Annotated in this window: 19 protein-coding genes; 10 read left to right on the top strand and 9 right to left on the bottom strand. The window is 70.8% G+C overall.

Annotation, left to right across the window (positions count from 1 at the left end; all coding sequences use genetic code 11):
* Nucleotides 1-64 precede the first annotated feature (64 nt).
* On the bottom strand, nt 65-502 hold the full coding sequence (locus ABZX92_RS21010) for an Lrp/AsnC family transcriptional regulator (protein ID WP_355561754.1): 438 nt from the start codon (nt 500-502) through the stop codon (nt 65-67).
* A 135-nt stretch (nt 503-637) separates the two neighbouring features.
* Between ABZX92_RS21010 and pdhA the strand changes: the two genes are divergently transcribed.
* Genes pdhA through ABZX92_RS20995 form a run of 3 tightly spaced genes read left to right on the top strand, consistent with a single transcriptional unit; the run spans nt 638 to nt 3,914 of the window.
* Nucleotides 638-1,702, top strand: a complete 1,065-nt coding sequence (pdhA, locus tag ABZX92_RS21005) for a pyruvate dehydrogenase (acetyl-transferring) E1 component subunit alpha (RefSeq protein WP_355561752.1) — start codon at nt 638-640, stop codon at nt 1,700-1,702.
* Nucleotides 1,702-2,691, top strand: a complete 990-nt coding sequence (locus tag ABZX92_RS21000; RefSeq protein ID WP_355561749.1) for an alpha-ketoacid dehydrogenase subunit beta — start codon at nt 1,702-1,704, stop codon at nt 2,689-2,691. Before pdhA ends, ABZX92_RS21000 begins: the two co-directional genes overlap by 1 nt.
* Nucleotides 2,688-3,914 (top strand): dihydrolipoamide acetyltransferase family protein, encoded by a 1,227-nt coding sequence (locus ABZX92_RS20995; RefSeq protein ID WP_355561746.1) that lies wholly within the window; start codon nt 2,688-2,690, stop codon nt 3,912-3,914. Before ABZX92_RS21000 ends, ABZX92_RS20995 begins: the two co-directional genes overlap by 4 nt.
* Before the next feature lie 3 nt (nt 3,915-3,917).
* On the opposite strand, the gene ABZX92_RS20990 is transcribed toward ABZX92_RS20995, so the two are convergent.
* Nucleotides 3,918-4,766 carry a hypothetical protein gene (locus tag ABZX92_RS20990; RefSeq protein ID WP_355561744.1) on the bottom strand — a complete coding sequence of 283 codons (849 nt, stop codon included), beginning with the start codon at nt 4,764-4,766 and terminating at the stop codon, nt 3,918-3,920.
* Nucleotides 4,766-6,463, bottom strand: coding sequence for an AAA family ATPase (locus tag ABZX92_RS20985; protein ID WP_355561742.1), 1,698 nt, complete (start codon nt 6,461-6,463; stop codon nt 4,766-4,768). The genes ABZX92_RS20990 and ABZX92_RS20985 overlap by 1 nt, the downstream gene beginning before the upstream one ends.
* Before the next feature lie 185 nt (nt 6,464-6,648).
* Between ABZX92_RS20985 and ABZX92_RS20980 the strand changes: the two genes are divergently transcribed.
* From ABZX92_RS20980 to ABZX92_RS20965, 4 genes are all read left to right on the top strand, one after another.
* Nucleotides 6,649-6,792 carry a hypothetical protein gene (locus tag ABZX92_RS20980; RefSeq protein WP_355561739.1) on the top strand — a complete coding sequence of 48 codons (144 nt, stop codon included), beginning with the start codon at nt 6,649-6,651 and terminating at the stop codon, nt 6,790-6,792.
* Between the two features lie 51 nt (nt 6,793-6,843).
* Nucleotides 6,844-7,047, top strand: coding sequence for a hypothetical protein (locus ABZX92_RS20975; RefSeq protein ID WP_355561737.1), 204 nt, complete (start codon nt 6,844-6,846; stop codon nt 7,045-7,047).
* Nucleotides 7,048-7,122: 75 nt separating this feature from the next.
* Nucleotides 7,123-9,765 carry a BTAD domain-containing putative transcriptional regulator gene (locus ABZX92_RS20970; RefSeq protein ID WP_355561734.1) on the top strand — a complete coding sequence of 881 codons (2,643 nt, stop codon included), beginning with the start codon at nt 7,123-7,125 and terminating at the stop codon, nt 9,763-9,765.
* A complete protein-coding gene (locus ABZX92_RS20965) occupies nt 9,762-12,347 on the top strand; it encodes a BTAD domain-containing putative transcriptional regulator (protein ID WP_355561731.1) in 2,586 nt (861 codons plus the stop codon). The genes ABZX92_RS20970 and ABZX92_RS20965 overlap by 4 nt, the downstream gene beginning before the upstream one ends.
* Before the next feature lie 139 nt (nt 12,348-12,486).
* On the opposite strand, the gene ABZX92_RS20960 is transcribed toward ABZX92_RS20965, so the two are convergent.
* On the bottom strand, nt 12,487-13,434 hold the full coding sequence (locus ABZX92_RS20960; protein WP_355561728.1) for a DUF1295 domain-containing protein: 948 nt from the start codon (nt 13,432-13,434) through the stop codon (nt 12,487-12,489).
* 44 nt (nt 13,435-13,478) lie between these two features.
* On the opposite strand from ABZX92_RS20960, the gene ABZX92_RS20955 reads away from it, so the two are divergent.
* Entirely contained in the window at nt 13,479-14,051 is a 573-nt protein-coding gene (locus ABZX92_RS20955; protein WP_355561725.1) for a QsdR family transcriptional regulator, read from the top strand.
* A 13-nt stretch (nt 14,052-14,064) separates the two neighbouring features.
* On the opposite strand, the gene ABZX92_RS20950 is transcribed toward ABZX92_RS20955, so the two are convergent.
* From ABZX92_RS20950 to ABZX92_RS20935, 4 genes are read right to left on the bottom strand one after another with little or no spacing between them, the layout of a single operon-like run.
* On the bottom strand, nt 14,065-14,694 hold the full coding sequence (locus ABZX92_RS20950) for a hypothetical protein (protein ID WP_355561722.1): 630 nt from the start codon (nt 14,692-14,694) through the stop codon (nt 14,065-14,067).
* A complete protein-coding gene (locus ABZX92_RS20945; RefSeq protein WP_355561719.1) occupies nt 14,687-19,198 on the bottom strand; it encodes a DUF6531 domain-containing protein in 4,512 nt (1,503 codons plus the stop codon). The genes ABZX92_RS20950 and ABZX92_RS20945 overlap by 8 nt, the downstream gene beginning before the upstream one ends.
* Entirely contained in the window at nt 19,195-19,512 is a 318-nt protein-coding gene (locus ABZX92_RS20940) for a hypothetical protein (protein WP_355561716.1), read from the bottom strand. Before ABZX92_RS20940 ends, ABZX92_RS20945 begins: the two co-directional genes overlap by 4 nt.
* The gene (locus ABZX92_RS20935) at nt 19,509-19,979 is read right to left on the bottom strand and encodes a YbaB/EbfC family nucleoid-associated protein (RefSeq protein ID WP_355561714.1); all 471 of its coding nucleotides are present in this window, start codon (nt 19,977-19,979) and stop codon (nt 19,509-19,511) included. Before ABZX92_RS20935 ends, ABZX92_RS20940 begins: the two co-directional genes overlap by 4 nt.
* A gap of 318 nt (nt 19,980-20,297) precedes the next feature.
* On the opposite strand from ABZX92_RS20935, the gene ABZX92_RS20930 reads away from it, so the two are divergent.
* A complete protein-coding gene (locus tag ABZX92_RS20930) occupies nt 20,298-20,588 on the top strand; it encodes a hypothetical protein (RefSeq protein WP_355561711.1) in 291 nt (96 codons plus the stop codon).
* Between the two features lie 55 nt (nt 20,589-20,643).
* Here the strand turns inward: ABZX92_RS20930 and ABZX92_RS20925 are convergent, their stop codons facing one another.
* On the bottom strand, nt 20,644-25,623 hold the full coding sequence (locus tag ABZX92_RS20925) for an amino acid adenylation domain-containing protein (RefSeq protein ID WP_355561708.1): 4,980 nt from the start codon (nt 25,621-25,623) through the stop codon (nt 20,644-20,646).
* A 147-nt stretch (nt 25,624-25,770) separates the two neighbouring features.
* Here ABZX92_RS20925 and ABZX92_RS20920 point away from each other — a divergent pair, with 147 nt between their 5' ends.
* Nucleotides 25,771-26,997 carry an aldehyde dehydrogenase family protein gene (locus ABZX92_RS20920; protein WP_355561705.1) on the top strand — a complete coding sequence of 409 codons (1,227 nt, stop codon included), beginning with the start codon at nt 25,771-25,773 and terminating at the stop codon, nt 26,995-26,997.
* Nucleotides 26,998-26,999 lie beyond the last annotated feature (2 nt).

Raw genomic sequence — 26,999 nt, 5'->3', positions numbered from 1 at the left:
GTCGTGTCGGAGGGTATCTAGATCTGGTGAACAGCAGCGGGGCGCCGGTGACGGCGCCCCGTTCTCAGTTGCCGGCGTCCTCGAAGATCAGGAACGTCTTGGTCGACAGCACGCCGGGGATGATCTGCAGCTGCTCCAGCACCACGCGCCGCAACGCGTTGTTGTCCTCGGCCCGGACGAGCAGCATCACGTCGAACTCGCCGCCCATCAACGCCATGTGCCGCACCTCCGGGATCGCCCGCAGCTGGGCCTGCAGGTCGCGCCAGTTGTGCTGGCGCACGGTCATCGCCACGTAGGCCGAGGTGGTCAGGCCGACCTTCACCGGGTCGACGCGGGCGGTGAAGCCGGTGATCACGCCGTCCGCCACCAGCCGGTCGAAGCGGGCGTAGGCGTTCGCGCGCGAGATGGTCACGCGCTCGGCCAGTGCCCGGCCGGACAGGCGGCCGTCCGCCTCCAGTTCCCGCAGGATCCGGCGGTCGATCTCGTCCAGCTCGGTGTCCACGTGTCTCGCTCCCGAGGTCGGCAGGGCGGTGAATCAGGCCAACTGGTCCGGCTGAATCGTCCCACGAAGTCAATCGTCTCGCGATAACGCCCAGACCTGGCCGAACGACCACCGTTCTAGGCAACATTCCGGCTCATGAGTCAGCTCAAGGCGGCCCTCACCCCGGCGCGGTTGCTGGACGAGTCCGGACGGCTCGTGCGCGGTGCCGCAGCTCCCGACGCCGACGCCCTGGTCGAGGGCTACCGCAGGCTGGTGTTCGCGCGCCGCCTGAACGAGCAGTGCGGGGCGCTGGTCCGGCAGGGACGGCTGGCCGTGTACCCGTCCTCACGCGGGCAGGAGGCGTGCCAGGTCGCGTGCGCGTCCGTGCTCGCGCCAGGCGACTGGCTGTTCCCGACCTACCGCGACACGGCCGCGATCGTCGCCCGCGGGGTCGACCCGGTCGAAGCGCTCACGTTGCTGCGTGGCGACTGGCACTGCGGGTACGACCCGAACGAGCACAAGGTCGCGCCTCAGGCCACACCGCTGGCCACGCAGCTGTTGCACGCCGTCGGTGTCGGGCACGCCGCGCGTCTCAAGAAAGAAAACACCGTCGTCATGGCGTTGTGCGGTGACGGCGCGACGAGCGAGGGCGACTTCCACGAGGCGTGCAACTTCGCCGCGGTCTTCCGCGCGCCGGTGGTGTTCTTCGTGCAGAACAACAAGTACGCGATCTCGGTGCCGCTCGCGCGCCAGTCGGTCGCGCCTTCGCTCGCGGCCAAGGCGATCGGGTACGGCATGCCCGGCATCAGGGTCGACGGCAACGACCTGCCGGCGTTGGAGAAGGTGCTCGGCGAGGCGGTCGCACGGGCACGCGCCGGGGACGGGCCGACGCTGGTCGAGGCCGACACCTATCGCATCGAGTCGCACACCAACGCCGACGACGCCAGCCGCTACCGCGACGACGACGAGGTGATCGACTGGGTCCCGCGTGATCCACTCCTGCGAGTCCGGACCTACCTCAAAGCCAAGGGCGCGCTCGACGACGCCCGTGAGCAGCAGATCGCAGCGGCGGCGGAGGAGATGGCGGCGGCGGTCCGGGCCGGTGTCGGCGCCGAGACGCCCGTCGATCCCGAGGAGATCTTCGCCCACGTCTACGCCACCCCCACGCCGCAGCTGGCCGAGCAGCGCACGGTGCTGCGGGCCGAGCTCGAGGAGGCCTGATGAGCACCCCGAAGATGACCATGGCGCAGGCGATCAACGCCGCGCTGCGCGACGCCATCGCGCAGGACGACTCCGTGGTCGTGTTCGGCGAGGACGTGGCCCAGCTGGGCGGGGTGTTCCGGGTGACCGACGGGCTGCACCGCGAGTTCGGGGAGAGCCGCGTCTTCGACACCCCGCTGGCCGAGTCCGGCATCGTCGGCATGGCCGTGGGCATGGCCATGAACGGGATGCGCCCGGTCGTCGAGATGCAGTTCGACGCGTTCGCGTACCCGGCTTTCGAGCAGATCGTCAGCCACGTCGCGAAGCTCGGCAACCGGACCCGCGGCAAGGTGCGGCTGCCCATCGTGATCCGCATCCCCTACGCCGGCGGGATCGGCGGGGTGGAGCACCACTGCGACTCCTCCGAGGCCTACTACGCGCACACCCCAGGCCTGACCGTCGTCGCACCCGCCACCAACGCCGACGCGTACGGCTTGCTGCGCGCGGCCATCGCGAGCCCCGACCCGGTGGTCTTCCTGGAGCCCAAGAAGCACTACTTCGCCAAGGAAGAAGTGGACGTGTCGGTGCCGGTGCCACCGATCGGGCGGGCGGTGGTGCGGCGTCCGGGCAAGGACGCCACGTTGATCGCTTACGGCCCGTCCGTGCCGGTCGCGCTGGCGGCCGCCGCGCAGGCCGCGACCGAGGGCAGGGACCTGGGCGTGGTCGATCTGCGCTCGATCGTCCCGTTCGACGACGAGACGGTGTGCGCCGAGGTGCGCCGGACCGGCCGGGCCGTGGTGGTCGCCGAGGCACCCGGCTTCGCCTCGGTGGCCTCCGAGATCGCGGCACGAGTGGGGGAGCGCTGCTTCCACCACCTGGAGGCGCCGGTGCGCCGCGTGACCGGGTTCGACGTGCCCTACCCCGCGCCGAAGCTGGAGCACCACTTCCTGCCCGGCGTGGACCGGATCCTGGACGCCGTCGACACGCTGCAGTGGGAGGACGCCGCATGAGCGCCAGGGTGTTCGACCTGCCCGACCTCGGCGAGGGCCTGACCGAGGCGGTGCTGGTCCGCTGGCTGGTCAAGACCGGCGACCCGGTGGCGGTGGACGAACCCGTCGCCGAGGTCGAGACCGCGAAGGCGATGGTCGAGGTGCCGTCGCCGTTCGGCGGGGTGATCGCGCGGCTGCACGGTGAGGAGGGCGCCACCCTCCAGGTCGGCTCGCCGTTGATCTCGGTCGACGCGGCCGCCGAGTCCTATGTGGAGGAAGAAAGGGCCGGTTCGGGCAACGTCCTGATCGGCTACGGCACGTCGGAGACGACGGCCTCCCGTCGTCGCCGGAAGGCCGTTCCCCGTCCCGTGGTGCACAACGGGGAACGCCCCGCGGTGCAGTCGCCGATCGTGCGCCGCCTGGCCCGTGACAACGGCGTCGATCTCAACGCCCTGTCCGGCACCGGACCCGACGGCCTGATCACCCGCCGCGACGTCGAAGCCGCGTCCGCGAAGCCCGGACCGGTCAGTGACGTGGATCAGCGCACGGGCCTCCCGATCCGCACCCGCGTGCCGTTGACGGGCATGCGCAAAGCGGTCACCACCACCTTGACCCGCAGCCGCAGCGAGATCCCTGAAGCGACGACGTGGGTGGACGTCGACGCGACCGCGTTGCTGGAGCTCCGTGCCGAACTGAAGGAAACCGGTGCGGCGCCGGGGATTCTGGCGATGGTCGCCCGGTTCGTCGTGGCCGGGCTCGCCCGCTTCCCCGAGCTGAACTCCAAAGTGGACACCGAACGAGCGGAGATCACCCACCTCGACGGTGTGAACCTGGGCCTGGCCGCACAAACCGGCCGCGGCCTCGTCGTCCCGGCGATCAAGGACGCGCACCGCCTGAGCATGCGCGGCCTCGACACCGAGATCCGCCGGCTCACCACCGCCGCGCGCGAGGGCACCGCCACCGCGAGCGAGCTGAGCTCAGGTTCGTTCACCCTCAACAACTACGGCGTGCTCGGAGTCGATGGCAGCGCCGCGATCATCAACCACCCCGAGGTCGCGATCCTCGGCATGGGCCGGATCCTGCCCCGCCCGTGGGTGGTCCAGGGCGAGATCGCGGTGCGGCACCTCGTGCAGCTGTCGCTGGTGTTCGACCACCGGGTGTGCGACGGCGGCACCGCGGGCGGGTTCCTCCGCTTCGTCGCCGACTGCGTGGAGAACCCGAAGTCGGCGCTGGCGGACCTGTAGCGATCAGTCCTGGAGCAGGCCGAGTTCGCCGAACATCCGCCTGCCCCAGGACAGCGCGGTGGGCAGGTCGTCCCACTGCCGGTCCTGTTCGGTGAGGTAGGGGAACACGTACGGGTCGGTGACCTCCTCCGGGAGGTCGCTGGCGTGCAGCGTGTACGGGGGATAGCCGTAGCGTCCCGCCATCATCGCCGTGGCGACGTCCTTCGGCTGCGCGTCCCAGACCCCGAACCAGAGCCTGCGCAGCATCGCGGGGTGCGCCACCGCGAAGATCAACCGGCCGACGTCGAGCGGTTCGCCCGCGCTGATCACCCTGGCCGTGCCGGAGAAGCGGTGGTCGTGCCCGGCCAGCGGCAGCTCGCCGGCGAACCCCGACCACACCTCCACGCTGTGCCCGGCGTCGATGATCGCGGTGCAGAGCGTGGCCAGCGCGAGGCCGCGGTTGATGATCACGTCGTGCGCGATCGTGTGCGTGAAGCCGCCGGGCACGAGGAACGTGATCACCTTGCCGCGCCGGGACACCTGCCGGGGCACCGCGTCCACCATGCACTCCGGCACCCCGGAGAGGTAGGCGCCGACGTCGACCTCGCTGCCGGTGACGTCCCAGGTCGGTTCCAGCAACGTGACGGCGTGGGACAGCCCGGCCCGCCCGCGCAGCTCGGCGACCGTCACGCGGGTCTCCTCCAGGGCGAGCGACCAGCCGTCGGTGGCCAGCTCGACAGCCTCCTCCCAGGTCGCCCCGTGCCAGCCGTCGCTGATCCTCCTGCTGGAGGGGTTGCTGCTGGTCGGGGGCGCCGTCGCCGTGTCGAGGAACTCGCGCCAGGACATCAGCGGCGCCAGCTTCAGCGGGTGCATCAGGCCAGCCCGAGCGCCTTGCGGTGCGCGTCGGAGAGGCCGCGCACCACCCGCCACTGGAAGACCTGCTCCACCGTCGCGCCCGCTTCGAGCAGCTTTGCGCCGTCGATGCTCGCTCGCGGCGAGATGATCACGGGCAGCTTCTTGGTCTCCGCCACAGAACGCAGCTCCCGGATGTCGGCGAGGAGCTCGATCACCGCGTCGGGATGCGACGGCGCGTGCCGCAGCGCGATCCGTTCCTCCAGGTTCTCGTCGATCTCCACGTCCATCACGACGAACCGGTCCAGCGTGGCGGAGTCGAGCGTCTGCCGGCCGACGTACTGCCGGTCGCCGCCGGTGCCGTAGGTGTTGCCGGTGGCGACCAGCCGGAAGCTCTCGTGCGCGTCCACCATGCGGTCGGCGAACGCGCAGGTGCCGAGCGCGAGCGCCTGGTTGAGCTCGGCCAGCAGCCCGGGATGGCCGTTGTCCAGCTCGTCCAGCAGCATCACGCCGCCGTGCTCGAACGCGCGGCGGAACGGCGTGCCGTGGTACTTGCCATGGGCGTCGTAGTAGCCGAACACCTTGCTCATCGGCGTGGTCGGGCCGAGCGACAGCGCGTGGAACTCCAGCCCCAGCGCACCCGCGGCGTGCTTGGCCAGCATGGACTTCCCGGTGCCGGCCGGGCCGACCAGCAGCACGTGGCAGCGTGCGTGCAGGGCCACGAGCAGCTGCGGCAGCACCGCGTGGGTGTCCGCGCCGAGCTCCACCTTCCGCCCCTGCGGGAGCACCACGGTGATCACGTTCGGCGCGTACTGCTCGAACGCCCTGGCCGCCTCGTCGCGGACCGCGCCGCGCACCTGTTTCAACGCCTCCTCGGCGACCTCGTCGACCACCTCGGGGACGGCCTCGAAGGTGGCCCTGCGTGCCGTCTCGGTCGCCGTGACCGCGGCCTTGTCCACCAGTTCGTCCAGCAGTCGCTGCAGATCCGGGGTCGCCTCGGTCATCGCAGCGCGGGCGAGTGCCGGCAGCACCTCGCCCGCCTCGTGCCGCACCGCGTACTCCAGCGCGCCGCGAACCTCGTCCGCGGCGTCCTGCACCGCGGCGGGCGCGGCGTCCACCACGGCGGCTCGGGCGGCCTCGGCCATCGCGGCGGACCCGTCGCGCAGCAGCTCGTCCCGCAGCACGGCGGCGTCCTTGGCGACCGCCTCGCGCGCCAGTTCGCCGACCAGCTCCCCGGCCTGCGTCTGCAAGCTGGCGGCCACCGCGGCACGCACCTCGCCGGTGGCCTTGTCGACCACGTCGGCCAGCACGTCGGTGGCCTGGCGCCGCACGACGCCGCTGAACTGCGCGGTGGCGTTCTCGACCAGTTCCTCGCGCAGCCGCGCCAGGTCCGGTGTCGCGTCCCGCACCGCGAGCGCGGCCAAGTCGGGCAGCAGACCGTCCGCGACGTGCCGGACCAGTTCCGGCAGATCGGCCTCCAGCCGCTCCCGGACGGCTCCCTCGACGGCGGCCCGCAGCTCGTCCGGATCCGGGGCGGCACCGGCCACCGCGAGCTTCGCCAGGTTGGGCAGCAGCGCCCGCGCGTACTGGTGGACGGTGTCCGGCAGCCGCGCGTGGATCTCACCTTCGAGCAGCGAGATCAGGTTGCTCTCGGTGAACACGCCCCGCGCCACCGCCTCGGAGATCCGGGTGACCTCCGCTTTCGTACTGCCCAGCACGTTTCCTCCGTCGACCGGCGCGTTCCTGCCTGTTGGCGGATCAGTGTCGGGGGCGTCTGCGGGACCGGTCCCGCCGCAACGTTTCTGCAACCCGGCTGGGTCAGGGTGTGCTCGCGGCCCGTTTTCGGGGGTTGGGGGGAGAACGGGCCGCCTCACTTCTCCCACTCTCGTGAAACGGGTTCACCATGGGCAGACCTGCGGCGCTCGCCCGCGCCGGTGTCCTCGTGCTGCTGTCGAGCCTGCTCCAGGTTCCAGCGGCACCCGCCACAGCGGATCAGCCGGACGAGCGCAGCGCCACGGTCGCCGCGCGGAAGTCGGCCGGCCGGTAGAGGTGACGAGCCTGCGCAGCGAGACGCGGGAGGTGTTCGCCAACCGTCGACATGAGCCTGCGGTTCGCGCCGGACGGTCCGGTCACACCCGCGGCCGCACCGCTCGGGCTGAGGCTGAAGCGCCGCGGCGAAGGCAAGGGCATCGTCACGATGTCCACCGGCGACCACGAGCTCACGCTCGGCCGGGGTGAGCAGCTTCCCGTGCCGGCGCTCGACGGCGGCGACACCACAGCGAGGTGGCACGGCCCGAACTAGATCCAGGACGCGGTGATCACACCGCGTGAGGTGCCGACTCGGCCGCGTGCGAGAATCCCCGGCGAGGGGGATCGCATGCGGGTCGAGTTCGGGCTGTTGGGGGAGCTGCGGGCAACCATCGGCGGCACGCCCGTCGACCTGGGTCCGCCCAGGCAGCGGGCGGTTCTCGCCGCTCTGCTCGCGGACGTCGGCAATCCCGTTCCCACTGCCGAGATCATCCTGCGCGTCTGGGGTGACTCTCCACCTGAGACGGTGTCGGTCACGTTGCGGGCATACCTCTCGCGGTTGCGGGCGCTCGGGTTCGACATCAGCAGGCAGACCACCGGGTACGTGCTGCGGACGGAACCGGGCAGTGTGGATGTGCTGCGGTTCAACGACTTCATCGCCGAAGCCGGGCGGACCGGGCGGAGTGCGACGTACCGGCAGGCGCTCGAGCTGTGGCGCGGTGAGCCGTTCGCGGGCATCGCGGGGCTGGACGTGCAACGCAAGCGGCTCGAGGCGGCGCGGTTCGAGGCGGTGCTCGACTACCACGACGCGTTGCTCGCCGAAGGCACCTACCTCGTCGGCGAGCTGACAGAACTGAGCGTTGCGCACCCGGCTGACGAACGGGTGGCGGGGCAGCTGATCACGGCGTTGCTCGCGACCGGACGTCACGCTGAAGCGTTGGCGCACTACGAGAAGGTGCGCGCCTGGCTGGCCGACGAGCTCGGCGCCGATCCCGGTGTGGCGTTGCGCGAGCTGGGGCGGCGGGCCGCGCTGGCGAGCTCCGTGCCGAGGCAGCTGCCCGCGCCGCCGCCGTTGTTCAGCGGGCGGACGGCCGAGCTCGCCTCGCTCGACAGCGCTCGCCCCGCCGAGACCGTGGTGATCTCCGCGATCGGTGGTGCCGGTGGGGTCGGCAAGACGTGGCTCGCGCTGCACTGGGCGCACCGGCACGTCGCCGAGTTCCCGGACGGGCAGCTCTACGTCAACCTGCGCGGCTTCGACCCGGCCTCACCACCCGTGGAGCCCGCCACCGTGCTGCGGGACTTCCTGGACGCGCTCGGTGTGGCGGCGGCCGACCGTCCGTCTCATGTGGACGCTCAGGCGGCGTTGTTCCGCGAGCTCGTGGCGGATCGGAAGATGCTGGTGCTGCTCGACAACGCGCGGGAGTCGGCCCAGGTCGAGCCGCTGCTGCCGGGCGGCCGGACCTGCACGGTGATCGTGACCAGCAGGCACTCGCTCGCGGGGCTCGTGTCCGCGCACGGTGCGGTGCCGTTGTCGTTGGACGTGCTGGATCCCGAGGACGCCCGCGCGGTCCTCATCGGACACATCGGCGCGGAGCGGGTGGCCGCGGAACCCGCCGCGGTGACCGCGTTGCTCGGCTACTGCGCAGGGTTGCCGCTGGCGCTGGGCATCGTGGGCGCTCGGGCCGCCGCGCACACGGGGCTGGCCGAGCTGGCCGCCGAGCTGGAGGACGCGGCCGGACGGCTCGACGGGCTCGGTGACACCGACGCGAACCTGCGTGCGGTGCTGTCGTGGTCGTTCGCGGCGTTGTCACCACAGGCTGCCGCGTTGTTCGGGTTGCTGGGGCTGCATCCCGGCGCGGACATCGGGCTGGCCGCCGCCGGCTCGCTGGCCGGGCAGCCCGCGGTGCGGCTGCGGAAGGTGCTGCGGGAGCTGGAGTCCGTGCATCTCGTCACGCAGCACGCCGCGGACCGGTACCGGATGCACGACCTCGTGCGGCTATACGCGGCCGAGGTCGCCGTGCCGGACGCGGAGGCCTCCCGCAGGCTGGTCGACCACTACGCCGCGAGCGCCACAGCGGCGGAGCGGACGCTCTTCCCGTCGCGCACGCCGCTCCCGGTCGAGCCCGTCGCGGCGCGGTGCGTGCCGGAGGACCCCGCCGATCCGCGCGCCTGGCTCGCGGCCGAGCACGCGAACATCCTTGCGGTGCAACGGTTCGCGATCGACCACCAGCTGGACGAGCAGGCTTGGCAGTGCGCGTGGGCGTTGACCACCTACCACACCCACACCGCGAACATCGCGGATCAGCTCGCCGTGTGGCGGGTCGCGCTGGAAGCCTCGCAGCGGATGGCCGACGCCAAGCGCGAGACGTTCGCACGTCGTTACATCGCAACGGCTCAGGCCCGAACCGGCGCGCACGGTGAGGCGATGCACCACCTCGACCAGGCGCTGGCGGTGGCGGAACGGGTGGGCGACCACGCCGTGCAGGCGCAGGTGCACTACGCCCTGTCCGACGCGTGGGCGACCAAGGGCGACAACGAACGTGCGCTGGAGCACGCGGCGAAGGCGTTGCGGTGCTTCGAGCACACCGGCAACACCGGCAACATCGCGCAGGGCCTCACCGCGGTCGGCTGGTTCTCGGCGCTGACCGGTCGTTACGCCGACGCGCGTGAGCACTGCGAACGCGCCCTGGCGACCTTCGAGGCCAACGGCAACCAGGCCGGCGAGGCGGGCACGCTGGACACGCTCGGCTACATCGCCTTCCACAGCGGGGATGTCGCCGCGGCCGTGTCGTGGTACGAGCGTTCACTCGCCGTGTTCCGCGAGGTCGGCGACCAGCGCTACGAGGCCACCGTCCTGGATCGCCTCGGCGACGCGCACACGGCACTTGGCCGCCACGACGAAGCACACGCGGCGTTCACCCTGGCCGCTGAGCTGCTGCGCGCCCAAGGCCGGGCGGACGAAGCGCACGCGATCGACGAGAAGCTGCGATGACGGCGTTCCGCGTGCTCGGCCCGATCGGCGCGGAGGTCGACGGCGCCGAGGTTCCGCTCGGATCTCCGCGCGAACGCCTGGTGCTCGCCGCGTTGCTGATGGACGTCAACCGCCCGGTGCAGGTCCCGCATCTCGTGACGCGGGTGTGGGGCGATGAAGCGCCGCCTACGGCCGCGGCTACTTTGCGGAGTTACGTGTCGCGGTTGCGCGGCAGAGGCGTGGTGATCGAACGCCCGTCGGCGGGCTACCAGCTCGTGGCCGACCCTGAAACCGTTGACCTGCACCGGTTCGGCGCGCTCGTCACCCGTGCCCGCGCGGCCGCCGATGCCGACGCGTCGTCGCTCTTCGCGCAGGCGCTGGCGTTGTGGTCGGGCGAGGCGTTCGCCGGCGCCACGACGCCGTGGTTCGCGGCCACCCGCACCCGGCTCGACCTGGATCACCTCGCCGCACGGCTGGACCACAACGACGTCCGGCTGCGCCTCGGTGAGCACGGCCGGATGGCCGGCGAGCTGACCGAGCTGGCCGACCAGCACCCGATCGACGAACGTGTCGGCGCCCAGCTGATGCTGGCGCTGTACCGGTGCGGCAGGCAGAACGAGGCGCTCGAGCACTACCAGCGCATCCGCACCCGCCTGGTGGCCGAGCTGGGCGCCGAACCCGGTCCGGCGTTGCGACGGCTGCACGAACAGGTGCTGGCCGCCGCTCCGGCACTGGACCTGACCACCCGGCCGCGCGCGGTCCCGCGGCAGCTGCCCGCACCGCAGCGGGCTTTCCGGGGCCGCGACGACGAGTTCGCCCGCATCGGCCGCACGCCGATCACGGTGATCAGCGGCGTGGGTGGCATGGGCAAGTCGTGGCTCGCGCTGCGCTGGGCCCACGCGCACCTGGCCGAGTTCCCCGACGGCCAGTTGTTCGCGAACCTGCGCGGCTTCGACCCGGCCGGTCCTCCGGTCGAACCGGCGGTGGTGGTGCGCGGTTTCCTGGACGCGCTGCGGATTCCGGCGGAGTCCATCCCGGCGGGCCTGCAGGCGCAGGCGGCGTTGTTCCGCGAGCTGGTCGCGGACCGCCGGATGCTGGTCGTGCTGGACAACGCGCTGGAGACCGCGCAGGTCGAACCACTGCTGCCGGGCGGCGACTCGTGCACGGTCGTGATCACGAGCCGCCACCAGCTCGGCGGCATGATCACCAAGCACGGCGCGGTGCCGGTCACGCTCGGCGCGCTCGACGACGACCAGGCCCGCGACCTGTTCGGCAGCCACCTGGGCGCGGCCCGCACCGCCGCCGAACCCGCCGCCGTCGACGAGCTCGTCCGCTACTGCGCGGGTCTGCCGCTGGCGCTGGGCATCCTCGCCGCCCGCGCGGCGACCAGGCCGGATTTCTCGCTGGCGGTGCTGGCCGGGGAAGTCGCCGACGTGGTGACGAGGCTCGACGCGATGGACGCGGGCGAACGCCCGGCGAGCCTGCGCGCCGTCTTCGAGTGCTCCTACCGCGTGCTGGACCCGGACGCCGCACGGGTGCTCGGCCTGCTCGCGCTCGCGCCGGGCCCGGACATCGGCCTGACCGCGGCGGCCCTCCTGGCCGATCGCCCGCCGGCCGCGGTGCGCCCGGTCCTCGCCGCGCTGGAGCACGCCAACCTGGTCACCCAGTACCTCCCGAACCGCTACCGCCTGCACGACCTGGTGCGCCTGGACGTCTACGAACGCGCCACGAACGACATCCCGGAGCCGGAGCGCGCCGCGGCGTTCCACCGCATGATGGACTTCTACCTCCGCGCCTCGGCCGACGCCGCACTCGCGTTCGCTCCCGGCCGGGCGTTGATCGAGCAGATCCCGCCGCTGGAGCGGCCGCTGTCGCTCGACCGCGCCACCGAGTGGTTCGACCAGCAGCACCAGTCGCTGCTGGCGATTCAGCAAAGCGCCACGGACTGCCCGCTCTACGTGTGGCAGCTGGCCTGGTGCCTCGACTCGTACCTGCTGCGCACGGGCCGGGCCGACGAACACCTGGCGGCCTGGCGAGCGGGACGCGCGGCCGGCGAGCAGCTCTGCGTGGACGAGGACCTGGCGCTCGCGTCGGTGCTGCTCGGCCTCGCCTGCACGCGCGCCGGCCACCACGACGAGGCGTTGCGGCACTTGACCGACGCGTTGCGCCGCAGCAGCGACGACCTGTACCGGGCCCACGCGTTCTCCGTGCGGGCGGCCGTGCTGGAGGCGCTCGGCGACGACGCCCGCGGCATGGCCGACGCGACCGAGGCGATGCTGATCTACGCGCGGCACGGCCGCACCACGTGGGAAGCCAAGGCGCTCAACGGCGCGGGCCGCCTGTCCGCGCGCCTCGGCGACCTCGCCCGCGCCCGTGCGTCCTGCGAGCGCGCGTTGGACATGTTCCGCGCGTGCGGCGACGAGGAAGGCGTGGCGGAGACGCTCAACAACCTGTCGTTCGTCGCGCTGTGCGGCGGTGAACCCGAAGCGGCGCAACACCACGCGCGTCAGGCACTGGAGCTGTCCCGGCGGCTCGGGTTCACGGCGGAGGAGCACACCGCGCGGCGACGGCTGGCCGAGTCGGCCGCTCGCCGGACTGGATGACCATCAGCCGGAACGTCGTCGACGGCGACTCGCGCCCGCACGTCTGCAGCATGTGCCAGGCCAGGTTGCCGCGGCGACGGGATCATGAGCGCCATCGACTTCCGGAGGTACGAAGGAGCGGCTGTCCACAGCGGACCGGTTACTCCGCGGCCGTCCGAGGAGTTTTGACGGGACCGGGGAAGAACATGTTCGTGGTGGCCTGGTAGTGCCTGTAGTCGGGCCGTTTGCGAACGCTGTAGTACTCGGCGGGACGAGCGCCGGTGTGCTTGGTCAGCGTGACGTACAGCGTCCACGAAACGAGGCACAGGCCCAGCGCCAGCACCGCCCACACCAGCAACGTGGTGGCGTGGAACAACGTCAGCAGTGACGGCAGCGCGAGCAGCACCAGGGCGTTCCACTGCATCCACTGGAAGAAGTAGTTGGGGTGCCTGCTGTACCGCCACAGCCCACGATCGCAGGTACCTCGCTCACCACGGGCGGCGAAGCGCTGTTTCTGGCGGTCGGCCACCGACTCCAGCACGTACGACCCGGCCCACAGCACGAAAGCGGCCACGGTCCAGACCGACAGCGTCCGCGAGTGATCGGCGGCGACGACGAACGCGGGCACGGCCAGCACGGTCGCGTTCGCCAGCCCCTGCAGCCAGATCTCGTACTGCACGGACCACGTCTCGCTGCGGAAACCCTGCCGCTCCCAGCGCCGCCGCTGATACCGGTACCGCGGCAGCTCGACCTTGGGCGCGCCAGGTGTCCACCAGCCGTGCTTCACCGCCAGCACCAAACCCCACAGCCCCATCCGCGCGCCCATGGCGAGGTAGGCGACCGCGACGATCACCGCACTGAGCTGGTGGGCGGTGACCAGGGTGACGACGCCGATGCCCACCAGCCCCCACGGCCAAGCCACGTCGACGTACGACACGTGCCGCGTGAGGTAGCCGGGGATGGCCGCCACCAGCGTGAACAGCACGACCTGCACCAGCAGGTTCCACCGGGCGGGCCCGGCGGTGGCAGGGTCCAGCAGCAACGCGACCCCGACCACGACGAAGGGCAGCACGCCCACGACCCGGCGCATGCCGTCCTCCAAGCTCATCGGTGAGACATTCCGCCAGAATGTCTCCGTGAGACACTTTATACATGCTGTCTCACGCTGCGACCAACGTGAACCTGGCCACCGAGCCCGAGGTGGATCCGGTCATCACCCTCGCGCTGCGGCACTTCCTCCGCGAGAGCCGCATCGACATGGGTGACCTCGCCACCGCGGCCGGCATCGGCCGGGCCACCCTCTACCGCAGGTACGGCGACCGCGACCGGGTCCTGGGCGAGGTCCTGTGGGCCATCACCCACCGCGAGTGGGCACGCCTGTGGCAGGCCAGCAAGAAGCGCGGCATGGCGAGGGTGATCGCGGTGCTGGACCAGGCGATGCGGGACACCGTCGCCTCACCGGCCCTGCGCGCGCTGCTCGAACGCGACCCCGAAACCGCGCTGCGAGTCCTCACCTCGCAGCAGGGCGTGGTGCAGTCCCGCCTCGTGGCAGGACTGGCCGAGCTCATCGACGCCGAACGTGACGGCTCATCCGACATCCCGGTGACCAAACTGGCCTACGCCGTGGTCCGGCTCGCCGAGTCGTTCTGCTACTCCGACGTCATCACCGGTGCCCCGCCGGACATCGACACCGCGACCGACATCATCCGGAAGCTCCTGGCCTAGCAACGAAAAACAGCTAGTCGTCGTCCTCGCTCAGCATGAGGTCCACCTGTTCCCGCTGAGGTGTGCCGTCGAGCGCGGCCAGGAGAACCGGCCGGGCCGCGGCCCAGTGCTCCGGCGGCAAAGCGTGGGCCAGGAGGTAGGCGCCCGCCCTGCTCGGCCGCGCCGTGAACTCGTCGAGCAGACCGGTGAAGTCGCACGCCTGGTAGGACCGGCGGTTCTGGGTGAAGCACAGCACGGTCAGCGCCCGGACGAAGTTGACGACGGCCGGGCTGAGCTGTGGATCGTGCTGTGCCCACAGGTCGAGAGCGGCACCGAAGACGTCGCACACGCCGCCGCCCGCCAGTGCCAGTTGCGCGGAGACGAGATCTTCCAGCGCTTTGCTCGACCAGACCGGCTCGTCGGTGTCGACGGCGAACCGCAGGAGCAGCAGGGCGGCGACGCGGCGCCGAGACGTGGCATCCACCGGTGCCGGCTCGACATCACCGCTGTCGTCCTGGTGGCCCAGGAAAGCGGCCGCCGAGCGCAGTGCCGCACGCGTCCCGGCGTCCAGCTCCTCGTAGGCCGCCCAGCTCTCGGCGCCGACCTTCCTGGTCGCGGCCACGTCGGCGGTGGCGCGATCGAGGAACTCCGAGAGATCAGTCATGGACGAGGATCCTCACAATCGTGTTGGGATCGAGGGTTCCGGACGCGACGCGCTGGATGATATCGGCGGTGCGGTGGTGGCCGCCGGTGAGCGCCAGGCCGTCGGCGCCGCGGGTGGCGCTGATCGGGTCCTCCGGCCGCCACCTGACCAGATCGTCGCTGTGCAGCTGGGAGACCGAGGAGACCTGCTCGTCGTAGAGGCCGTGCATGCGCGAGTTGATGTGGCCTTCGAGGTCGCCCGCCCGGATGTCCTCGAACCTCGGGTTGAACGTCTCGATCGACGGTGGGTTCGGATTGCCAGGACTGCCGAACGGCCTGCCCTTCTTGTCCAGGGCGTTGGTGCGGTAGAGGATCTTCTCGCGCGCCTCGTCGTCGAGCTTCTTCAACGCCCCGACCGCGCAGTCCTCGCTGCCGGCCAGGCCCAGCACGTCGACCCGGTGCAGCGGGTTGAAGACGTAGGCGAGGTTGTCCGGGCCGCCGCCGAGGCCGAGCGGGTCGCTGCTGACGAACCTGCCGGTCGTCGGGTCGTAGTAGCGGAAGACGCTGTAGTTCAGCCCGCTCTCGGCATCGTGGTACTGGCCGGGGAAGCGCAACGGGGTGCCCGCCGCGCCGGACATCGCGATGCCCCACAACGTGGTGCGGGCGTGCCAGACGACGTCGCCCCTGGTGTCGACGAGTTCCGTCGGTGTGCCCGCGAGGTCCGTGACGATCGCGTAGAACTGCCGGTCGAACCACTCCTGCCGGCCGTCCCGCGCGGGTTCGCGCTCGACCTGGCTGATCGGCCGGACATGGCCGGGTTCCCACTCCCACGTGGTGCTGTGCGCGCCGCTCGCATCGGTGACGAGCTGCTCGGCGAGGACCACGCCGTCCCAGACGAACCGCACCCGCTGGACGACCGTGTGGCCGTCTTGAGCGAGCTGCTCCTTCGCGACGCGCCGGCCGAGCGGGTCGTAGCGGTACCGCCAGCGCGCGCCGTCCGGGGTGACCACGCCGACGAGCCGATCGGCGCCGTCCCACAGATAACGCCAAGTGTCCGGTTTGGACGACAACCGCTTCCGCTGGCGCAGCACGAGACGGCCACGCGCGTCGTGTTCGAAGCGGACGTTTCCCGCTCGGCGCAACAGGGTCCCGGCGAACTCGCGCGCACCGGCCGTGTCGGGCTCCGCGGAGTCCTGTGCGGGCCACCCGGCCGCGGCGAGGTTGCCCGCCGCGTCGTAGGCGTACCGCTCGGTCCACCCGGCCGCGTGCACGGTGGTGACCCGGCCGACCGGGTCGAGCTCGTACCGCCGCGGCCCGGAGAGGTGGTCGGTGATCGCGTCCACGACCCCGTCCGGCCGATAGCCGTACTCGCGGAGTTGCGAAGTGCGGTCGCCTGACGTGAGTGTCTGCGAGCGGAGCCGTTCGTTGTCGTCCCACTCGTGGGTCAGCCGCACGCCGGAACCGAACCGCCGTTCGACCTCACGACCTGAGATGTCGTGGTCGAACTGCACGGTCTGCCCGGCCGTGCGCATGGCCGCGAGCCGATGGCCGGTGAACTCCCAGGTGCTCACCGAACCAGACGGCGTGCGCCGTTGCGTGCGGCGGCCCAGGACGTCGTAGGCCGATGAAACCGTTGCGCCGTCACAGGTTTCCGCGACCACCCGGCCGAGGGCGTCGAGCTTGATGCGCAGCTCGGACTCACCGTTGTCGGCGGCGACGAGCCGTCCGTTCGCGTCGCGGACGAACCGCGTGACGACGTCCTGAGTGCGCTGGGTGACCACGTTGCCGAGCGGGTCGCGGTCGAACCGGGTCCCCGTCCCGTCACCTTCCAGCCGCGCGACGAGCTGGCCGGCGGCATCGTGCTCGTACACCAGAGCGCGGCCGTTGAAATCGGTCTCCCGGACCAGGCGTCCGGCGGCGTCGTACTCGTAGCTCCACGTCGCGCCCAGCGGGTTGGCCACCGCGACCAGCCGCAGTTCGGTGTCGTAGCGGAACGTCATCCGCGCGCCGTCCGGCCCGGTCCGGCTCACCGGCCGGGAGAACGCGCCGAAGTCGGTGTGCACGGACAGCCCGGCGGCGTCGACCCGTTCGACGAGGTTGCCCATCGCGTCGTAGGACCACCGCTCGACCGTGCCGTCCGGCAGGGTCCTGCTCAGCGGCTTGCCCTCGACGGTCCAGGTGAAGTGGGTGACCGCGCCGGTCGGACCGGTGACGGTGGTGAGCCGGCCGAACAGGTCGCGGGCGTACCGGGTCACCGCGCCGGACGGATCGGTCATGCTCATGGGCAGTCCGGCGGCGTTGTACTCGACCCGCGTCACGTTGCCCAGCGCGTCGATCGTCGCGGTCCGGTTGCCCATCGCGTCGTACTCGAACTGAGTGCGCCCGTCCAACGGGTCGGTGGTCGCAACGAGACGGCCGGCGTCGTCGTATTCGTGCCGCCACACCGCACCTGTCGGCTCGACCACGGCGATCGGGCGGCCGTGCGAGTCGTACTCGCTGCGCGCGACCGTCCCATCCGGACGGACGAGCTCGACCAGGTTGCCCGCTTTGTCGTGGACATAACGGGTGGTGCGGCCGAGCGGGTCGGTCCTGGCCAGCAGCCGGTGGTGCAGGTCCCACTCGAACGCGACGGCCTGACCGAGCGGGTTGGTCTCGCTGACCACCTGGAAACGTTCGTTGAGCTGGAAGACGGTGGTGTTGCCCAGTGAGTCGGTCGCGCGCGTGACGCGGTTGACCGAGTCGTAGTCGAAGGAGTAGCTCAACATCCCGTCGCGGCCCTCGCCGCGCACGCAACGCCCGTCCGCGTCGTAGACGTAGCGGTACCACATGCCGTTGCGGTCCTGCTTGAGCGTGATGCGTCCGTCGTCGTCGTACTCGAACATCATCGGCAGGTGCGAGGAGTTGATCACCTCGATCAGGCGGCGCCGGTCGTCGTAGCGATAGCGCATCAACGGGACGGCGTTGGCCGTCGCCGGATCGCGCAGGGTCAGCGCGGTGATCAGGCCGTCGGTGGTGGCGACGTCGACGTGGTAGCCGCCGGAGTGACGGATCGCGGTCAGCACACCGGAGTCGTCGTGGTCGAACGAGATGCGGCTGCCGTTGCGGTCGGTGATCGCGCTGAGCGGACGGCGCTCACCGGCGACCGCGGCGAAGTGCAGCGTTCGCTCGCCCTGCTGGTCGGTGATCCGGTAGCCGCCGTCCTCGCCGACGGAGAGCGGCCACGGCGCGCCCTCGACCGGCAACACGGGGGCGCCCGGCGCGGGATGCGGGTAGCGCAACAACATGCCGTCCGCGGCGGCGAAGTGCACCGCGTGGTCGTCGACCTCGACCCGTTGGTCCACAGTGGACGCCCAGGTGGGGCCGAACCACCGGCCGGAGCGGTAGGACGACTTGTGCGTGCGGGTGATCACGAGCGCCAGCGCGGCGGCCAGCTCGACGTCGGTCTCCGTCTGGATCATCACGCCGGTCGACACGTCGATCGGGTCACCGCACTTCGGCGTGCCCTCCTCCGGCTTGGAGTTCGCGCCGGGTTCCTTGTTGTTGCCGCTGATGCTGTCGTCGGCGCCGGACGTCCTGGTCTCGCCGTGCTCGGAGCCGGACGGTTCGGTGTGGGATCCGCCCGCGACGTCGTCCGCCTGGGAGACATGGGTTTCGCCGCCGCTGGGCTCCTTCGGCGGCGCGGCGTGCTCACCGGCCGCGGTGTGCGGTTCGGCGGAGGAGACGTGCGTGCCGCCGCCCTCACCGTGCGGGGCGTGCGGTTCGCCGCCACCGTGCCCGTGCAGCTCGGACATGATCTTCTGGACGCCGCGCCAGATCTCCTCGAGCTTGCTCATGATCGGCCGCAGCTTCTCGACCGAGTTGATCAGCTTCTTGATCGTGGCGCCGATCTTCTCCGTCCACGCCGCGACCTGCTCCACGACCTGGGCGACCACCAGCGGGGTGCCGAGACCGAGGGAGAACACCTCCTCCAGCGCGTCCTGGATGAAGTCGCCGACGGCCTGGGTGACCATGTCGCGCACGAGGCCGCGCACCACTCCGGTGATCACGCCGACCACCTTGACCACGGTGCTGATCGCGTTCGCGCACGTGACGGCGGTGGACAGGCCGTTGATCTTGCCGCCGACGTGCTGCCGGTACGCCTCCGCGGCCGGACCGGTCCACTGCGCGGTGTCCCGGGTCGCCGCGTCGGTCAGGTTCTTCGCGGCTTCCTCCACCGCCTTGCCGATGTTGGCCCACGTCTGCGAGTAGGCCGCGATCTGGTCGGCGTCGCCGGCGAGCTGGTCGAGCGCGTCCTTGAGCGGCTTGACGTGCTCGATCAGGAAGTTGAGGCCGTAGGAGATCAGCGTGCCGACCGGGTTCATCGCCACGGTCAGCAGGTCCATGCCCGCGCCGAGTGCGGAGATGCCGCCCTCGATCCAGCTGCCCGACTCGACCGCGTCGTACACGCCCGCCGCGTCGTCGATCAGGTTGATGCCGGTGTGCCAGTTGGTCGAGTCCTGCTTCTGCGCCAGCAGGGGATTGGTCACGACAATCTCCCGTGGATGTCGGTGAAGCTCTTCGAGGTGTCCTGCTCGACGGACTCGTAGTGCTCGGCGGTGGCCTGCACCTCGTCGGCTATCTTGCCGACGGCCTCCTGCGAGACCTTCAGCGTGATCAGCCCAGGAGCGCTGACGGCCATGACGATCGGCACGAACAGCGGGCCGCAGATCATCCCGTAGGCCTGCACGCCCATCGTCACGGACTGCGCGGCGTCGAGCGCCTGGCCGAGCGTCTCGGCCACCTTCCGCACCGAGCCGACGTGGTTGTGCAGCTCGGTGGTCACCACCTGATATCCGGTCATGACTCGCTCATCACGGACTCGCCGCCGAAGTCGTCGTCATCGGTTCGAGGCGACGGCGGCCTGGCGGGCGGGGTGGGCTCGTCGGACGGAGGCTCGGGGAACTTCGCGCGGTAGTTGCCGACGATCGTCTCGGCGGTGCCGGGGTCGTCGCCGATGGTCGTGGCCATCACCTCGGCGAGCTTCTCGGGCAGCTTCGCCTGCGCCCGCCGCATGGTCAGCAGGACCTCCGCCGCCACCTCGGCGCCGGACAGCTCCCGCACCCGGTCGGTGATCCGCAGATCGGTCACGTTGCCGCTGGAGTCGATCGACACGGTCACCAGGCCGTCCTTGGACGACTCGGTCACTGACAGCTGACCGGCCTGCGCGCGCATTTCCTGGTACCGCTCGGCCTTTGCCCGCGCTTGGGCGACCCATTGGTCGACCCCCGCGGTGGAGCTGAGGTTCCCGGTCGGGGTCGGACTACTCAAGGCGAGCCTCCAGCCGATGTCGCGCCGCACGTGACAGGTGCGACGAAGGCTGTCAGAACTCAGTTCCCGCTTTTGTCGAAAATGGCCGCAGAGCATCCGGATGGCCTATTGCCGGGACGCGACAATGCCCACGAAAGCGGCATTTCACAAACATTGACGTCATTAGCCGGAATGCCCGAATTCAGTGGTTCCTGCCCGGTGGTCCGCGATCTGGTTTCGCCGGACGGCGAAGGGCGATGTGGATCACATTCGCGCCACCGGACGGCTCCGGACCGCTAGAACGGTGTTGATCAATTTCATGAACTGGGGAGTTCACGCATGAAGATCACCGCATTGGCGGCCGTGGTTGCCGCCGGCGCTTCGATGATCACGGTTGGGGCCTCCACCGCTTCGGCGGCACCGGTGTCCGCGCAGTCGGTCGTCTGCGTTCAGGAGAACAACGTCATCTACCGCAAGACCCCGGAAGGCACGCCGCTGGGGCAGGTGCACCGCGGCCGGCGGTTCGACGTGTTCGAGTCCGGTGGCCCGGACCTGTCCTGGGCCCACGGGAACATCCAGGGCGGGCGCGCGGGCGTGTGGATCTACTGGGGTCTGCTGGGGAACTGCTGACCCCGTAACGGGAAACGGGCCCGCCACCGGATTCGGTGGCGGGCCCTTCTGCTCGCTAGCTCCCCGCGACGGGCGCGGCGGCGGGCTCCTCGGCGGCGGCCAGCTCGGCGATGGCCTGCGCGAAGTCCACGATTCGCTGGTCACGGGCCAGTTCCGCGGCCAGGCGCGCGCACGTCGGCGAGGTGAACACGTCGCGCACCGAGAGCGACACGTCGAACGTCTCGCTGAGCTTGCGGGCGTAGCGGGTGCCGGTGAGCGAGTCGCCGCCCAGCTGGAAGAAGCTGTCGTGCACGCCGACCTCGGGCAGTTCCAGCACTTCCGCGCACACGCCCGCGACCAGTGCCTCGACCGGGCCGCACGCTTCCTCGTCGGAGGACGACGACACCAGCGCGGCCTGTTCGGTCAGCGCTCGCCGGTCCACCTTTCCGTTGCCGGTCAAGGGGAACGACTCCAGGGCGCGGATGTCCGCCGGCACCATGTAGGCGGGCAGCTGGGACTTCAGGAAGTCCGCGATCTCGGCCGATCCCACGACGAAGCACACCAGGCGCTTGCCGCCGCTCGCCGAGTCGGTCGCCACGACCACGCAGGACTGCACGTCCGGGTGGCGTTCCGCGGTGGACTCGATCTCGCCGAGCTCGATGCGGTGACCACCCACCTGCACCTGGAAGTCGTCGCGGCCCAGGATCTCGATCGTGCCGTCCGGCAGGTAGCGGCCGAGGTCGCCGGTCGCGTAGACGCGCTCGCCGGTGGAGGGCAGGCGGAAGAACTTCTCCCTGGTCCGCTCGTCGTCGTGCCAGTAGCCGTGGGCGAGGCCGACGTCGCTGCCGACCACGATCTGGCCCGGGACCCAGGTCGGGCGGTCCTGCCAGCGGTGGTCCAGCACGTGGTAGCGGTGGTTGGACATCGGTGTGCCGTAAGGGATCGACGTCCAGTCGTGCGACACCTCGCCGATCGGGTACACGACCGACCAGCAGATCGTCTCGGTCGGGCCGCCGGAGCCGATCACCTGGACGGCCGGTGCCAGTGTGCGGAGCTGATCCGGCAGGGTGAGCGGGATCCAGTCGCCCGCCATCACGACGGTGCGCAGCGAGGAGAGATCGCCGGGGGAGGCGTTGTCCGCCAGCAGCTGGACCAGGGCGGGCACCGAGTTCCAGAACGTGACACCGTGCCGGCGCACGAGATCCAGCCAGTGCGCGGGATCCGGCTGTTCGGACGGTTCCGGCAGCACCGCGCACCCGCCCGCGGCGAGCACGCCGAACAGGTCGTACACGGACAGGTCGAAGTGCAGCCCGGAGATTGCGAACGCGCGGTCGTCAGTACCGACGCCGAGCCGGGAGTTCATGTCGGAGAACATGTTCACGACACCGCGATGGTCGACCGCGACGCCCTTGGGCGTGCCGGTGGAGCCCGAGGTGTAGATGACGTAGGCGAGATCGGTGTTCGACTGGACGCTGGGCAGCGCGTCCTCGGACTCGTCGTCGAAATCGGCGACCGTGAACGTCCTGACGTCGTCGGGGAACTCGCGCAGCGAGTCCGCCGTCAGCACGAACCGGACATCGCCGTCGCGCAACAGGTACCGCAGCCGCTCGTCCGGCACGGACGGGTCGATCGGCAGGTAGGCGGCGCCGGACGCGAGCACGCCGTAGACAGCCGCGTACTGCTCCCAGCCCTTCGGCAGCACCACGGCGACGAGCTCGTTCGGCTGCGCTCCCGCTGCGCGCAGGCCGCGTCCGACACGTGTGGCGTACCGGCGCAGCTCGTCGAACGACAGCGTGCGACCGGGAGTGACCACGGCGGGGGAGTCCGATGTGGACAACAGCTCGTGCAGCAGCGCGTCCGGCACGTCGGCGGCAGTGTCGTTGACCGCCGAGCGAACGGCGATCTGCTCGGCCGGCACCAGCTGCGGCTGTTCGACGTGCCACTGCGCCTCGTCGCGGATCAGCTGCTCGATCAGCCGCACGTACGCGGCGAACATCGCGTCGATCAGGCCCTCGGGGAACATCGCGTCCAGGAAGTCCCATTTGAAGTGCAGGATCCCGTCGATCTCGCGGATCTGGAAGTCCAGCAGCACCTGCGGGGTCTGCGAGATGCCGTACGTCTCACGCCCGAGCGCGGAGACCTGTCGGCGCGGCGGGTGGCCCAGCAGGCTGGTCACCACGATCGGCATGGCCGGCCGCAACCCGGCGAACTGCTGCTGGCGCAACAGTTCCCGCAGCACCTGCACGCCGTTGAAGTGCCGGTGCTCCAGGTCGCTCCACATCTGCTCCTGGATGTCGCGCGCCCGTTCGGTGAACGTGCCGTCGGTCTTCTCCACGGCCACCAGCAGCGTGTTGGTGAAGTCGCCGAGCAGCCGGTCGATCTCGCCGTGCATCGGCAGCCGGTCGAAGATCGGGAAGTTGATGGTGAAGCGGTCGTTCTTGCACCACGTGCGCAGCACCTCGGCGAACGCCGCGACGAGGATGCCGGACGGGGTGACGCCGGCCTTCTTCGCCCGTTCCTTCAACAGGTTCCAGTCCTCCGGCAGCACGTCGTGTGCGCGGCGGTCGAACTTGACCTCGCCGCGGGGGTTGCTCACCAGCGGCAGGTCCGGCGCGGCGGGCAGGTTCGGCACCCGCGACACCCAGTACTCGCGCGAACGGCGGTAGGCCTCGGAGTTCGCCAGCGCGGCCCTGGACTGCAGCACGTAGTCGCGGAACGTGATGTCCAGCGGCGGCAGGTCGTCGTCCGGGCTTTCGTAGAGCTCGATCAGGTCGGGGAAGAGCACCTGGAAGGCGCTCCACGCGTCCATGATCAGCAGGTCGATGCCGACGTGCAGGCGCACCTTGTCGTCGCCCAGCAACGTGAGCCGGATGTCGTAGAGCGGCCACCGGTCGGAGTCGATCACCTGGTGCGACATCTCCTCGCGGGTGGCGAGAGCGTGCGCCTCGGCCTCGTCGGAGGGCAGTGAGCGCAGGTCCGCGACGCGGATGTCGTCACCGCCGGTCTCCGGCAGCACCTTCTGCGTGCCGTCGGGCAGCACGATCGCGCGCAGCATGTCGTGTCGTCGCACGAGCTTCCGCCACGCCGCGCGGAACCGGTCGACATCGAGCCCGTCGCGTTCCCACTCGAAGTAGCCGTGGCAGCCGACGTTGCCGAAGTCCACCGCGTCGCCCCGCCCGATCCACAACGCCTGCTGTGTCTCGGTGAGCGGGAACGGCTCGTACCTGTCCACCTCGTCGGGTACGACGACGGGGAACTCGTCCGGCGTGGCGCCCTGGGCCCGCAAAGTCTCCACCTTGCGCGCGACCTGCGCGACGCTCGGCCCGTGCACGAGGTCGGTCAGCCCGAGCTCGACCCGCATCTCGTCGCCGACCGCGGTGAGCAGCCGGACAGCGCTCAGCGAGTCGCCGCCGAGGTCGAAGAAGTTGTCCAGCACCCCGATCTCGTCGATCTCCAGCACGTCGGACCAGATGGCGGCGAGTGCGCGTTCCAGGTCGTCGCGCGGCTCGACCAGCTCGACGTCGAGGTCCGGCCGTGTGCGTGGGGGCGGGGGCAGCGCGTCCCGGTCGATCTTGCCGTTGGCGGAGATCGGCATGTCCTCCACGACGACCAGCACGGCGGGCACCATGAAGTGCGGCAACTGCTGGCGCAGGGCCTTGCGCACGGCGGGCAGCAACGGCGGTGCGGCGCGGTCCGGTTCGAGGTAGCCGACGAGCTTGCGTTCGCCCTCGACCTGCTCGTGCGCGGTGACGGCGGACTGCCGCACACCGGGTTGCTGGGAGAGCACGGACTCGACCTCGCCGAGGTGCACGCGGTACCCGCGGATCTTCACCTCGTTGTCGGTGCGGCCGACGACCTCGACGATGCCGTCCGGCCAGCGCCGCGCGACGTCACCGGTGCGGTACAGCACCGGGTTGGGATCGTCGTCCAAAGGGTTTTCGAGGAACTTCTCGTCGTTGGCCTCCGGCCGGTTGAGGTAACCCTGCGACAGGCTCGCACCGGACACGAACAGCTCGCCGGGAGTGCCCGCGGGCACCGGCTGGAACTCGTCGTCCAGCACGTGCACCCGCACCCCGGGCACGGGCAGCCCGACCGGCGGTGCGCGGTGGGCGCGTTCGTCGTCGGTGAGCGTCCGGCCGATGGCGGAGAGGTTGCAGGTGGTCACGACCGTTGCCTCCGACGAGCCGTACACGTTGACGACCTCGAACGGCAGGTGGTCGGGTGGCCAGCTGCGCAGCCGTTCACCCGCGATGCGCACGTTGCGCAGCTTGGTGTGCACCGGCCAGTCGAGGTGCCACGTCCGTTCCGCTGTCGCGGTGAGCAACAGCGCGTGCGTGATCTCCTTCTCCACCAACCAGTCCTTGAGCGCTTCCGCCTTCGCGGCGATGTCGGACGGCGGGATGCAGACCGCTCCACCGGCCGCGAGCACCGGGAAGCAGTCGACCTCCACCAGACCGGCGCCGGGGGAGGAGAGCCACGTTCCCCGCGTGCCCTCGGTGATGCCGCACTGGTCCTGCAAGGTGGCGATAAGTGTCCTCAGTGGACCATGGCGCAGCAGGACCGCTTTTGGCACACCGGTCGAACCGGACGTGTACGCGACGTGGCACACCGTTTCGTCGTCGACCTCGGCACCGGGGTTCTCCTCGGGGGCGTTGCGCCACTCGTCGCCGTCGGTCAGCACCACGGGGAAGTCCCGGTCGAGGATGATCCGGTCGGCGAGCTCCGACCGGGTGACCAGCGCGACGGCCTCGGCGTTGTCGAGCATGAACGCGAGCCGTGCCTCCGGGTACTCGGGGTCGAGCAGCACGGCGGCCGCGCCCAGTTTGAAGATCGCCAGCTGGGCCACCAGGCTGGGCGTGCCGCGTTCCAGGCACAGCCCGACGCGCGAGCCCGCGGTGACCCCGAGACCGCGCAGGTGCTGCGCGAGCCGGTTCGCGTACCCGTCCAGGTGGGCGAAGTCGAGTTGCCGGTCGTCCTGCTCCACGGCGGTCGCGCGGGGGTCACGGCGGGCCGCCTGCTCTACGAGCTCGTGGAAGTACAGCTGTCGTTCCCGCACGACGTTCCACCTTTCGCACACGGATTCGGAGTGGGCCGCAACGTATGTCCGCGCAGTTAGCGCCCAGTTATGCGAGCGCGGCCGTAACTGGGGGCTAACTGCGCGCTCGTACGGTCCGGGCACCTGCCGAGGAAGGGGGTGGTGGCCGTGAGTCCGACAGTGGACACGGCGTGCCGCTTGGACGTCATCTCCGCGATCTGCCAGCGGTTGCTGGCGAGGGCCGCCGAGGTGGAGGAGGCCGCCGTCAGCCTGCTTCCCTTCCCGCGCCAGGTGATCCGCGCCGACCTGGCGCTCGCGGTGAGCCGGCTGGAGGCGTTCGCGGACGTCACGTCGTGGCTGGTGGGACGACAGCCGCTGGGGCGGGTGGCGCTCGCGTTGCCGGGCAACGCGATCCTGAGCAACCCGCTCGCCACGATCGCGGCCTCGCACCTCGCGGGGAACACCACCCTGGCGCGCCTGCCGCGCAAACGCCGTGCCTGGACGGAAGTCCTCAGCGAGCTCGTGGGCGACGCGGCCGAGTTCATCGACCACGACGGTGCCGGGTTCGTCGCGCACGCCATGCGCCAGCCCGAGATCGACGCGCTCATGGCGTTCGGTGACGACACCTGGGCCGCCGACTACGAGGCGATCGCCCGCGGCACCGGTACGAAGTTCGTCTTCGAGGGGCCGGGCAAGGACCCGTTCCTGGTGCTGTGCCCTGCACTGGTCGAGCAGGCGGCGGCCGCGGCGGTCGAGGCGAGCATGTTCAACGCCGGCCAGGCGTGCACGTCACCGGAGCGGTTCTACGTGGTGTCGGCGGCGTACGACGAGTTCGTGGAACGCGTGATCGACCTCGTGCGCGAGCTCAACTGCGGTGCGCCCGAGGACGCCGAGACGCAGGTCGGGCCTCTCGCTCCCGCTGTGGCGCAGCGGATCGACGACCAGCTGAAGGACGCGGTCGCCCAGGGCGCCGTGGTGCTCAGCACCGGCCTGCGCAGGCCGATGAACGTCAACGGCGAGGACCGTGTGCTCGTGCCGCCGATCGTGGTGGCGGGGGCGGACCACCGGATGAAGATCATGCGCGAGGAGACCTTCGGCCCGGTCATCGCGATCCAGCGGGTCGGCTCGATCCCGGAGGCGCTGGAACTGGCGGAGAGCTCGCCGTACGGGTTGTCCGCGACCGCGTTCGGGCGGCTCGCGGGCGTCGCGGAACGGCTGGGACGCAGCCACGGGCAGGTGTTCGTCGAAGAGACGTGGTTGTCCCACCGGCGAAAGCTGCCGCTCGCGCCGTACGGAGGGCGCCGGCGGTCCGGCTGGGTGTGGGAGTGGCAGGACGAGCAGTTCGTGCGGCGAGACGGCCCACGACACAACTTTCTCGAGTTCAGCAGGAGCTGAGA

This window comes from Lentzea sp. NPDC006480 (genome assembly GCF_040611995.1).
Lineage (GTDB): Bacteria > Actinomycetota > Actinomycetes > Mycobacteriales > Pseudonocardiaceae > Lentzea.
Note: the sequence above shows the minus strand (reverse complement) of the source record. Positions and strands in the feature narration are given on the sequence as shown.

Bases quoted from the DNA above. Each gene is read 5' to 3' on its own strand.
- pdhA (WP_355561752.1), top strand. From the start codon at position 638: ATGAGTCAGCTCAAGGCGGCCCTCACCCCGGCGCGGTTGCTGGACGAG.
- ABZX92_RS21000 (WP_355561749.1), top strand. From the start codon at position 1,702: ATGAGCACCCCGAAGATGACCATGGCGCAGGCGATCAACGCCGCGCTG.
- ABZX92_RS20995 (WP_355561746.1), top strand. From the start codon at position 2,688: ATGAGCGCCAGGGTGTTCGACCTGCCCGACCTCGGCGAGGGCCTGACC.
- ABZX92_RS20990 (WP_355561744.1), bottom strand. From the start codon at position 4,766: ATGCACCCGCTGAAGCTGGCGCCGCTGATGTCCTGGCGCGAGTTCCTC.
- ABZX92_RS20980 (WP_355561739.1), top strand. From the start codon at position 6,649: ATGGGCAGACCTGCGGCGCTCGCCCGCGCCGGTGTCCTCGTGCTGCTG.
- ABZX92_RS20975 (WP_355561737.1), top strand. From the start codon at position 6,844: ATGAGCCTGCGGTTCGCGCCGGACGGTCCGGTCACACCCGCGGCCGCA.
- ABZX92_RS20970 (WP_355561734.1), top strand. From the start codon at position 7,123: ATGCGGGTCGAGTTCGGGCTGTTGGGGGAGCTGCGGGCAACCATCGGC.
- ABZX92_RS20965 (WP_355561731.1), top strand. From the start codon at position 9,762: ATGACGGCGTTCCGCGTGCTCGGCCCGATCGGCGCGGAGGTCGACGGC.
- ABZX92_RS20960 (WP_355561728.1), bottom strand. From the start codon at position 13,434: ATGAGCTTGGAGGACGGCATGCGCCGGGTCGTGGGCGTGCTGCCCTTC.
- ABZX92_RS20955 (WP_355561725.1), top strand. From the start codon at position 13,479: ATGCTGTCTCACGCTGCGACCAACGTGAACCTGGCCACCGAGCCCGAG.
- ABZX92_RS20950 (WP_355561722.1), bottom strand. From the start codon at position 14,694: ATGACTGATCTCTCGGAGTTCCTCGATCGCGCCACCGCCGACGTGGCC.
- ABZX92_RS20940 (WP_355561716.1), bottom strand. From the start codon at position 19,512: ATGACCGGATATCAGGTGGTGACCACCGAGCTGCACAACCACGTCGGC.
- ABZX92_RS20930 (WP_355561711.1), top strand. From the start codon at position 20,298: ATGAAGATCACCGCATTGGCGGCCGTGGTTGCCGCCGGCGCTTCGATG.